The 10,150-nt window shown below is 50.6% G+C and carries 9 protein-coding genes and 1 riboswitch; of the genes, 8 read left to right on the forward strand and 1 reads right to left on the reverse strand.

The window, feature by feature from the left end; translation table 11 throughout:
* A partial coding sequence (locus tag WBV27_RS03685; protein ID WP_424199517.1) for an SNF2 helicase associated domain-containing protein occupies positions 1-2,038 on the reverse strand: 2,038 nt, incomplete at its 3' end.
* 139 nt (positions 2,039-2,177) lie between these two features.
* Between WBV27_RS03685 and WBV27_RS03690 the strand changes: the two genes are divergently transcribed.
* The 8 genes from WBV27_RS03690 to thiT all read left to right on the forward strand — a co-directional run.
* Positions 2,178-2,354: a hypothetical protein gene (locus WBV27_RS03690; RefSeq protein WP_424199519.1), complete on the forward strand. Its 177-nt coding sequence runs from the start codon at positions 2,178-2,180 to the stop codon at positions 2,352-2,354.
* 106 nt (positions 2,355-2,460) lie between these two features.
* Positions 2,461-3,096 carry a CBS domain-containing protein gene (locus tag WBV27_RS03695; RefSeq protein ID WP_086627321.1) on the forward strand — a complete coding sequence of 212 codons (636 nt, stop codon included), beginning with the start codon at positions 2,461-2,463 and terminating at the stop codon, positions 3,094-3,096.
* Between the two features lie 15 nt (positions 3,097-3,111).
* The gene (locus tag WBV27_RS03700) at positions 3,112-3,939 is read left to right on the forward strand and encodes a pyruvate, water dikinase regulatory protein (protein WP_424199522.1); all 828 of its coding nucleotides are present in this window, start codon (positions 3,112-3,114) and stop codon (positions 3,937-3,939) included.
* A 24-nt stretch (positions 3,940-3,963) separates the two neighbouring features.
* Positions 3,964-6,633, forward strand: coding sequence for a pyruvate, phosphate dikinase (gene ppdK / locus WBV27_RS03705; RefSeq protein WP_424199524.1), 2,670 nt, complete (start codon positions 3,964-3,966; stop codon positions 6,631-6,633).
* A 454-nt stretch (positions 6,634-7,087) separates the two neighbouring features.
* Positions 7,088-7,426, forward strand: coding sequence for a zinc ribbon domain-containing protein YjdM (locus WBV27_RS03710; protein WP_424199532.1), 339 nt, complete (start codon positions 7,088-7,090; stop codon positions 7,424-7,426).
* A gap of 651 nt (positions 7,427-8,077) precedes the next feature.
* Positions 8,078-8,863: an NAD-dependent epimerase/dehydratase family protein gene (locus tag WBV27_RS03715; RefSeq protein WP_424199526.1), complete on the forward strand. Its 786-nt coding sequence runs from the start codon at positions 8,078-8,080 to the stop codon at positions 8,861-8,863.
* A gap of 144 nt (positions 8,864-9,007) precedes the next feature.
* Positions 9,008-9,325 (forward strand): hypothetical protein, encoded by a 318-nt coding sequence (locus tag WBV27_RS03720; RefSeq protein WP_424199528.1) that lies wholly within the window; start codon positions 9,008-9,010, stop codon positions 9,323-9,325.
* 114 nt (positions 9,326-9,439) lie between these two features.
* Positions 9,440-9,540, forward strand: a riboswitch (TPP riboswitch).
* A 57-nt stretch (positions 9,541-9,597) separates the two neighbouring features.
* On the forward strand, positions 9,598-10,150 hold a 553-nt coding region (thiT, locus tag WBV27_RS03725; RefSeq protein WP_424199530.1), incomplete at its 3' end, for an energy-coupled thiamine transporter ThiT.

Consider the following 10,150-nt stretch of genomic DNA (forward strand, 5'->3'; position numbering starts at 1 on the left):
CCAAATAGGGTTTGCCGTCGCCTTCCCCAAGCGAACCAGCAATGAAGCTGATGACCTGCAGTGTCTTCCCGAGTCCCATGTCATCTGCAAGAATTCCGCCGAAGCCGTAATGATCAAGCCCCTTCAGCCATTTATAGCCTGTTTCCTGATAGGGACGCAATGTCGCCATCAGATCCTCCGGCAAATCGAAATCGATCTTCTCGGGTTTCTCCATCCGATTGATGAGCGTCATGAAATCCTCATCCTGGTGGACGATCCCCGCATCGGTATCCACCCCGAAAGCCTTATAAAGCGGCAGTGACATCTCTTTTTTTAGATCTTTCAAAGGCACATCCAGCTGCACGACCGCATCGGTAAGTTCCTTGATTTCCTTTTGGCGCAAGTTGACGATTTTCCCGTTGGACAGGCGGTGATACGACTTATTCGCCGCAATCTGCCTGACCATCTGTTTTAGGTCATCCATACTGATTTCGTCGGTGCTGAAGGTCACATCCAACAACCGCGACTGATTGTTCAGCTCGATGGCGACTTTCGGCGGCCTGACCGGTTGGTAAAGCAGGTTCTCGACAGCTGCCGTCGTGAATATTTCGCAATGCGGAGCGAGCTTCTCAAGACCTTCGTACAGGAACGACATGATATGATCCAATTCTTCCAGATAGAACTTTTCCTTAAAATAGAGTGCGCCAGTACCGGCATCGATGAGTTTCTGGACCAACACCTTTTCAGCGATGCTATCCCTGACCACCGTGTCGGGCGACAGCACCTGTTGCGCTTGTATTTCTTTGGTGACGTCAATTTTGGTCTCGCCATAACAGAAAAACAACTCCATGGTCAAACGGTCTGGTGCCCAATTCAGATAGAGTTCAGCACGCAAGGGATACTGTCGGTAAGTTTCCCGAACGGTATCCGCCACAGTTATGGCCGCAATTTTCTGCAAAGCCGGAACAGCGATCGCCAAGAAATCCCCCGCTGCTTCCGGTGGGATGTGCAGACCCTCATGCCCGGACTCCGAAATCGCCCGATAAAGGCTGAGCAAACGCTCTTTCATTGTTTCGCTCAGGAAGTAAAAGCGCTCGTCCACCATCAGTATGTCCGCTTTATCGAAAAGTATACTCTTCGCTGCCAGTTGCACCGTTTCTTCGAATAAGAGTCCGCCATCCGGCAATTCACTCAACGCAAAACTTATAGGCAGCTCGTCAGGATAGTATACTAGTTGTTCCGGTAATAAGCGCTGGCCCCAAGTTTGGTAAGGATTTGTCTTGATGTAGACGAGCGGACAACTCGACAACTTCCCCAACAATTCCTTCACCATGCTCGCAGGCACTGTAATTTCTTTGCGGTCCTCGCTCGAGCGGGAATCGCGTCCGGAAGCGGCCGCGGAATCGATAATTTGTTTCAAAAAAAGAAAGACCGTGCGATCTTCCGCTGATAATTCGTGTTCAACCGGCGAAAAAGTGAATTTTTTCCCGAACGGAAGCTCCAAGCCACCCAAAATATACTTGATGACATAGTCGCAATCCTTCACCATGTACAGCTGTCCGGACCCTACTCTCATCTTCAAGCTGAAATGCTGTCCATAACGCAACTCGGTCATGATCAGCGTATATTCCACTTGGATCGGGGTCCGCTGTATCAAATCGTTTTCCTGGAGCAACTCGAACTGGAGTACATCCAGCAAACGTTTCGTCTGTTCAAAATCGTACTGCTGTCCGGACGCAATGCTCATTCTGTTGCTTTGTTCCGCTTGGTTCCCCAAGGGAGACTGTTCCTGCTCAGGGGGAGATGCTTCATCGTGAATCGCCATCAGGAATGCTACCAAATGTTTGCAAAGTCCGTCGTAGTTTTCGAAGGCCGGACAAGTGCAATAATAATCTTCCACTTCCCTGAATTCATCCAAATAAACTTCGACTTCATACTTTTTCGTCCCTTTGACGTCAGCTTTGAAGTATCGGCCGTCAGAGTCCACGTGGAATTTCCGCAATGTACCGCTTTCGTACAAGCGTTTCCCTTTACTGTAGGTAACATCGCTGTATGTCATATCATAAATATCCTGTATATCAAATTCCACTTCGTACATATCAAGACCCACATCCTCACATATAGTCTCTGCTATTTTACCATAGAGCAGGGTGCAGCATGCCACTAAATTGGCGCCGGCTTTGTCGGAAAAGCTCCGGATGGATCAAGGGATGATGGATAAGCTTGAAGAATTCATCATTTTGCGCTTGGATGGGCCGTATTTGATGAATACTTTTGATGAGTTCATCATTTTGCGCTCCGATTCTTCGAAGTTGATGGATAACTCCGAAGAATCCATCATTCGGATCCCAGCATGCATCGCCCCCACCACCTGACGCGAATAAAATCCCGAAAAAAAGATGTCACTTTGTGTTGACAACGTCTTCAATGTGACATACTATATATCCATTAGCACATCACATTAAGAATTGAGGTGGAAAAATGGAACTTACCGATAGGCAAAAACAGATCATCGAAATCGTCAAGAAACAGCAGCCGATTTCCGGTGAAAAGATTGCCTCCATACTGGGATTTGCGCGGGCGACGCTGCGCCCCGACTTTTCGCTGCTGACGATGAGCGGCATCCTTCAGGCCAAACCGAAAGTCGGTTATCTGATCAACGAGGAGCACACCAACTCCGTGCTGGTCGAACAGATCGCCAAACAAAAAGTCGAAAAGGTGATGGCCATCTCGGTCAACCTCACCAAAGAAACGAGCATCCAGGATGCCATCATCCAGCTTTTCCTGGAGGATTGCGGTTCCCTTTATGTCACAGACAACCGGGAAATACTGGGGATAGTTTCCCGCAAGGATCTGCTGAAAAGCGCTTTGGGCGATTCCGATCTGAATGCCATCCCGGTCGGAATGGTCATGACGAAGATGCCGAATCTGTATACAGTCTTCAGCGATACGCTCGTTGTCGATGCCACCAAACTGCTAGTTACCCATCGCGTCGACAGTCTGCCGGTCCTTTCCCGTTCCGTGTATGAAGAGACCGGCAAAAAAGAGGTCATCGGAAAATTTTCGAAATCGACCGCCAGCAGATTGTTGCTTGATATATTCAACAAAGACCTTTAGGAGGAAAGTGTGCAAATGGAGCTTAATGCGATTTACTTAGTATCTGATTCCATCGGTGAGACAGCCGATGTGGTGATCCGTTCCGCCCTCTACCAATTTGAGACGGAAAATTACCAACTGAAGAAATATTCCTATGTGCAGACGACCGAGGAGATCGATGATATCTGCGCAAAAGTGGCCGAAGATGAGAAGGCAATGATCTTCTACACCTTTGTAAAAAAGGAAATGGCCGATTACATGAAGGCGCGGATCGAACAAGCCAGCCTGATTGGGGTCGACATCTACAGTCCGATCCTGACCGGTTTGGGGCAACTGTTCCAGCTTCCGGCCAAGGAAAAACCGGGCATGAACCGCCAGCTTAACGAGGACTATTTCAACCGCGTCGAGGCTATCGAATTTTCCGTGAAATATGACGACGGACGCGATCCGCGCGGCATCGAAAAGGCGGATATCGTGCTGGTCGGCGTGTCCCGCACCTCCAAGACGCCGCTGTCGATCTATCTGGCGAACAAGAACGTGAAAGTCGCGAACATCCCGCTCTTCCCGGAATCGAAGCCGCCGAAAGAAATCTTCACGATTGCGCCGGAGCGGATCATCGGCCTCGTTAATTCGCCGAAAAAGCTCAATGAAGTCCGCAAAGAGCGCCTGAAAACGTTGGGACTGCCGCCCTCCGCCAGCTACGCCGGCATGGAACGCATAATAGAGGAACTCGAATACGCAGACCAGATCATGAAACAGATCGGCTGCGAAGTCATCGATGTTTCGAGCAAAGCGATCGAAGAAACTGCCGACCACATCCTGCACTACATGGATGTCATGAATATCAGCCGCAAGCAACTATAGACCACTCACAAGGAGGAAAAGTATATGACGAAGCAATGGGTTTACCGTTTTTCAGAAGGCAAAAAAGAACAAAAGATGTTATTGGGAGGAAAAGGCGCCAACCTCGCCGAGATGACCAATCTCGGCCTGCCCATCCCTCCAGGATTCACGATCACGACGGAATCCTGCATCCATTATTTCGATGAAGGCCGGACACTTTGGACTGCAATCCAGCAGCAGATTGATTCCGCCCTCATCGACCTGGAAAACGCGGTCGGGAAATCGTTCCATGACCCTGCCAACCCGTTGCTTGTGTCGGTCCGTTCCGGTGCCGCCTTCTCGATGCCCGGCATGATGGACACGATCCTGAATTTGGGGTTGAACGATGCTTCAGTCGCAGGTCTGGCTGAACAGACGCAGAACCCGACTTTCGCTTTCGACAGCTACCGTCGTTTCATCCAGATGTTCGCCGATGTCGTGAAATCCGTTCCGCGCATCCATTTCGAATCGATCCTGGATACAGTCAAAAATAAGAACGGTTACCAGTTCGACAACCAATTGACTTTGGAAGACCTGACCGACCTGGTCGCGCAATACAAAGCCATTTACCAACGCGAAACCGGCGAAACTTTCCCGCAGGAACCGTTGGACCAATTGCACCAGGCCGTCCAAGCCGTCTTCTCTTCATGGAACAATGAAAGGGCTATCCTTTACCGCGAAATCCACAATATTTCGCATAACCTCGGCACAGCCGTCACCGTCCAAAGCATGGTGTTCGGGAACCGCGGCAACGATTCCGGTACTGGCGTGGCCTTCACGCGCAACCCGGCGACCGGCGAGAAAAAACTGTTCGGCGAATTCCTGATGAATGCGCAAGGCGAAGATGTCGTGGCCGGCATCCGCACCCCATTGGATATCGATACGCTGGAGGAAGTCATGCCAGCCGTCTACAACGAATTCAAGGCCATCGCTGAAAAGCTGGAGGACCACTACGCCGATATGCAGGACATCGAGTTCACGATCGAAAAAGGCAAGTTGTACCTGCTGCAGACGCGCAACGGGAAACGGACAGCAGCCGCAGCCGTCGCAGTGGCCGTGGATTTGGCCGACGAAGGCCTGATCACGAAAGAAGAAGCCGTGATGCGCATCGAAACCGGCCAGTTGGACAAACTGCTCCACCCTACTTTCGACACGAAAGCACTGGATGAGGCTGACTTGTTGGCGACCGGACTTGGCGCTTCACCAGGAGCGGCATCCGGGCATATCTACTTCTCCACTGCCGATGCCGAAGCGGCACAAAAGGACGGCCTACCGGTCATCCTGGTCCGCCGCGAAACATCGCCGGAAGATTTGGCCGGTATGATGAGTTCGGAAGGTATCCTGACCGCACGCGGCGGCATGACTTCGCACGCAGCAGTCGTGGCCCGCGGTTTGGGCAAATGCTGTGTGGCCGGCTGCACGGCAGCAGTCATCGATGAAGATAACAAAACCGTCGTCATCGATGATGTGACCCTGCACCAAGGCGACTTGCTTTCGATCGACGGCGCAACTGGAAGAGTCTACGCCGGCAACATCGCCAAGCAGAACCCGACTTTGGGAGGCAAATTCAGCATCTTCATGGAATGGGTCAATGAAATGAAAGTGCTGCAAGTCAAAGCTAATGCGGACTCCCCGACCGACGTCAAACAGGCATTGTCCTTGGGCGCGGAAGGCGTCGGCCTGTGCCGGACTGAGCATATGTTCTTCCATAAGGACCGGATTCCGGTTGTCCGCCAAATGATCCTTTCCCGCACGTTGGACGAACGCAAAAAATACTTGGCTGAGCTGTTGGAAATGCAGCGACAGGATTTCCAGGAAATGTTCGCCTTGCTGCAGGATCGCCCGATGACCGTCCGCTTGTTGGATCCGCCGTTGCATGAATTCCTTCCGACAGCGCATGCTGACAAAGTCGCGCTGGCTGAAGCCATGGGAGGCACTTTGGCTGGCTTGGAGGCGCACATCGATTCCTTGCATGAAGTCAATCCGATGCTCGGGCACCGCGGCTGCCGTTTGGCCGTCACTTACCCGGAAATCTACCGGATGCAGGCGCGCGCCATCATCGAAGGCGCCATCATTGCGGCCGAAGAAACCGGCAGCACGATCACACCGGAAATCATGATCCCGCTGGTCTGCGATGTCGACGAGCTGCGTTACGTCAAAGCGGAAATCGTTTCGGAGATTGAGGAAGTCCTCTCCGAAAAATCTGTGACCATCCCTTACCTGATTGGAACGATGATCGAGATCCCGCGCGCGGCCGTCACTTCCGACGAAATCGCGATGGAAGCCGACTTCTTCAGCTTCGGCACGAACGACATGACGCAGATGGGCTTCGGCTTCTCGCGCGATGATGCCGGCAAGTTCCTGCAGGAGTACGAAGACAAAGGTTTGCTCAAGCCGAATCCGTTCCACTCATTGGATGTGAAAGGCATCGGCAAACTAGTCAAATTGTCCGCCAAATTGGGCCGCGAAACCAACCCTGGCTTGGTGCTGGGCGTCTGCGGCGAACACGGTGGCGATCCTGAATCCATCGCCTTCTTCTCAAGCATTGGCTTGGATTACGTTTCCTGCTCGCCTTACCGTGTGCCGATCGCCCGCTTGGCGTCTGCGCAAGTTGCTATCAAAGAAAACAAAGCGAAAATGTCTGTTCAGAAGGATATTGTGTTGAGCGGCATTTAATCGAAAAGGCCCAGATCGAAGTCATCGACGATCTGGGCCTTTTTTGAATGTCATGATGTGGTCGCGCTCTGATTGTCCGATTCTTCTTGGTTATCGGACAATCTGCTTTGCGACCGCGTCCGGGTTGTCCGATTCTACTCGGTTATCGGACAATCTGCTTTGCGAGCGTGTCCCGGTTGTCCGATTCTTCTCGGTTATCGGACAATCTGCTTTGCAACCACGTTCTGGTTGTCCGATTCTACTCGGTTATCGGACAACCTCAGCCAACAACACATATGGAGCCTTCCGAAACCGTTATCTTTCTGCTTATTGGTTATTATTCTTATATTGTCCGGATTCTATTGTCAACAAGGCGAAAATGTGGCAGTATATAAGCATCTTCCGCCTTTGAAAAAGGCCGGAAATGAAAAGTCAGAAGACAACTAATCAAAACAACGGAGGAATAAAAATCATGATGGAATTACCTAATTGCCCTAAATGCGGCTCAACTTACACTTACGAAGACGGCGCGATGCTGGTCTGCCCCGAGTGCGCGCACGAATGGAGCGCGGATGCTGCTGAGGCAGCAAACGAAGATCAATTGATCGTCAAAGACGCGAACGGCAACCTGCTGCAGGACGGCGACACCGTTACAGTCATCAAGGACCTGAAAGTCAAAGGCAGCTCGAACGCCTTGAAAGTCGGCACAAAAGTCAAAGGCATCCGCCTGGTGGAAGGCGACCACAACATCGACTGCAAAATCGACGGCTTCGGCGCTATGAAACTTAAATCCGAGTTCGTCAAAAAAGCATAATACCAATTCTAAAAAAAAACTGGCGAGGCACCCAAAAGGGAACCTCGCCAGTTTTTCTATTTTCACATTTGATCGGGTGATACGTTACCATTCTATCCGGCCTCACGCCTTTCATCGATACGATGGCTGTCACACCTGACAGCTAGGAGATATGCGTCGGATCACCGTTCCTTTCCGTTGTGTCTTGTTTTTAGAAAGATTAATGGTCATCACCCCCGTTTAATGCTTATGTTCATGATGATAAGGCCCGCCGACTCCGTTCAGGACCAACAAAAAAACACATGCGAAAGCACGTGCTCTGTCGGGCAAAAGAATGAATGGGAAGATTGTTGCACAACAGATCCGCACTGACCTTGAGAAGCGCGCATTTGCATATTCAACAAGTCCATCCGACTCACCCCTTCGTTTTCGATTGAAAAGTATCTTGCCCTTGCCTATCATCTTACCCCTATTATACAAGGATATTCCCCCTGACTCAATTAATTTACCCATTCCTTACACAAATAAAATATTCTTATTTTGCCTGACGAATTGCTGTTTTTGCAAGGGCTATCCTTTGACATTTTCCGGCGGCTTGCATACAGTTAAAGCAAAGCCACTCACGCTAGAAACTGCACTGTTTGCTTCACAGAAACAAGGGGGGTACCGACAATGACGACGATAATGATCACCGGCGCAACCGGTAATATAGGAAGAATTTTGGTTGAACATCTCAAGAAGAGCTACGAACTGACCTTGGTGGATGTCCATTTCCATGACGTCGAGCCGGCCCTTTTGGAGGGTACCATCGTCAAGGAATTGGACCTCACTGTCGTCGGCAACTGGGATGGCCTGCTTGAAGGGATAGACTACGTCATCCATCTGGCCGGAAACCCTTCACCCGATGCCGTTTTCGATGACGCGCTGATCGGGTTGAACTACAAGATGCCCTACTACCTGTTCAAGGAATCATCCAAGTACGAGAACTTTGTCAAGCGCATCATCTTCGCCAGCTCCATCCATGCTGTCAGCGCCTACCCGAAAAATGTTCAGGTTCCCGTCGATGCCCCGGTCCGTCCTGGTGACCTTTACGGCGTTTCGAAAGTCTATCTGGAGGGTTTGGCCAGCCATTTCGCCTTTACCGAAGGCCAGGAATCGATCGGCATCCGCATCGGCAACTTCAATGAAAACATCGATGACCCTATCGTCGACGAAGCGGGATTGGCCGAATACCTATCGCCACGGGATTTGTGCCATTTGGTCGACTGCGCCCTGAAAGCAAAGCTGGTTGAGCCGTTTCTGTTGGTGAACGGAGTGTCGGACAACCGTTTCCCGCGCCTGGACATCTCACAGGCCCGCACCGCCATCGGTTATCGGCCGACAGATGATGCCTTTGTGCTGAAGGGTTTCTTTAAGGATGATAACGGCGATCCCGTTGAACTATCCGAAGAGCATTGAACCGTCGATTTGTGAATAAATTTCCGCTTTCGTGAGATTTCGCCAACATCCACCACCACTGGCTATTGAAGAGCAGGAATCGAACTGATAAGATGTTTATTGGAGACAAAAGATGTTTCAGATAGACGGAAGGATGTACAACAAATGGCGAAAAAGAACACAGGCAACCAGATCCAGCGCAAAAATGTGACCCCAACAATACCGGAACTGCATAAAAATAAACAAGCAGCGGCAAAGAAAAATCTGCCGGTGGATGAAGATCCAACATTGCAAAATTCCTTTACTTACACGATGTACGGTATGCTGATAGGCGCTTCAATCGGCTACTTCGCGGGCAACCTTACGATCGGCTTCGGTATCGGCACAATGATCGGCGGCGTAATCGATTCCTACCTGAATTCCAAAAAGAAAAAGAAACGCGAAGCCATCCTGAAGGCACAGGCAGAAAAAGAACTGAAATAGGTAGTTTTGCACAAAAGATTGTTCAGGCCGCCGTTTTTTCGGACGTGCCTTTGTGCAGCGTGAATCTTGCATAACGAAATAAACTGTAGTAAAGTTAGCTGTAACTAAATAGACCGTTTCACAAAGGGGTGCCTTCATGGCTGAGATTGAACATAGATTCTGACCCTTCGAACCTGTTCGTTAGCACGAGCGTAGGGATTGTGATTGAGAATTGAAATTCATTCTCCTCCTTTGTCGATGGTGTATTATGCCCAAAAAGGAGGAGTTTTTTTATGTCTAAAAATCTGAACATCTGGATTGAAGGGACCATCATCGCTGCCTTGGCGACCGTGTTGTCCTTGATCCCTTTCAATATCGGCCCTAGTTTTTCCGTAACGGTTGGTGCGCCAGTAATGATTCTTTATTGCCTGCGCCGCGGCTTGGTTCCCGGTTTCTTCGCCAGTTTCCTGTGGGGTGTGTTGCACATCCTGATCGGGACTGCCTACATCCTGACACCGCTGCAAGGATTCATCGAGTACTTCATCGCCTTCGGTTTCACCGGTTTGGCCGGTCTGTTCACGCCGAAAGTCCAACAAGCGATCGCGGATCAGAATCAAAAGGCATTGGTATGGCAAGTTACGCTAGGCACCATCGTCGGCACAGTTGGCCGCTACTTCTGGCACACGATCGCCGGCTATTATTTCTGGGGATCCTACGCGCCTGAAGGCTGGAGCGCATGGTTCTACTCGATCACGCTGAACGGCGCCAGCGCATTGGCGACCGGCGCATTCACGATTATGGTCTTGGCGGTCATCGCGAGGACCAACCCACAATTGTTAGTTCCGA

It is taken from the genome of Trichococcus sp. (assembly GCF_049589555.1).
In the GTDB taxonomy this organism is placed as follows: domain Bacteria; phylum Bacillota; class Bacilli; order Lactobacillales; family Aerococcaceae; genus Trichococcus.

Coding starts and splice junctions, on each gene's coding strand:
- ppdK (WP_424199524.1), top strand. CDS start 3,964: ATGACGAAGCAATGGGTTTACCGTTTTTCAGAAGGCAAAAAAGAACAA.
- WBV27_RS03710 (WP_424199532.1), top strand. CDS start 7,088: ATGGAATTACCTAATTGCCCTAAATGCGGCTCAACTTACACTTACGAA.
- WBV27_RS03695 (WP_086627321.1), top strand. CDS start 2,461: ATGGAACTTACCGATAGGCAAAAACAGATCATCGAAATCGTCAAGAAA.
- WBV27_RS03700 (WP_424199522.1), top strand. CDS start 3,112: ATGGAGCTTAATGCGATTTACTTAGTATCTGATTCCATCGGTGAGACA.
- WBV27_RS03715 (WP_424199526.1), top strand. CDS start 8,078: ATGACGACGATAATGATCACCGGCGCAACCGGTAATATAGGAAGAATT.
- WBV27_RS03690 (WP_424199519.1), top strand. CDS start 2,178: ATGGATCAAGGGATGATGGATAAGCTTGAAGAATTCATCATTTTGCGC.
- WBV27_RS03720 (WP_424199528.1), top strand. CDS start 9,008: ATGGCGAAAAAGAACACAGGCAACCAGATCCAGCGCAAAAATGTGACC.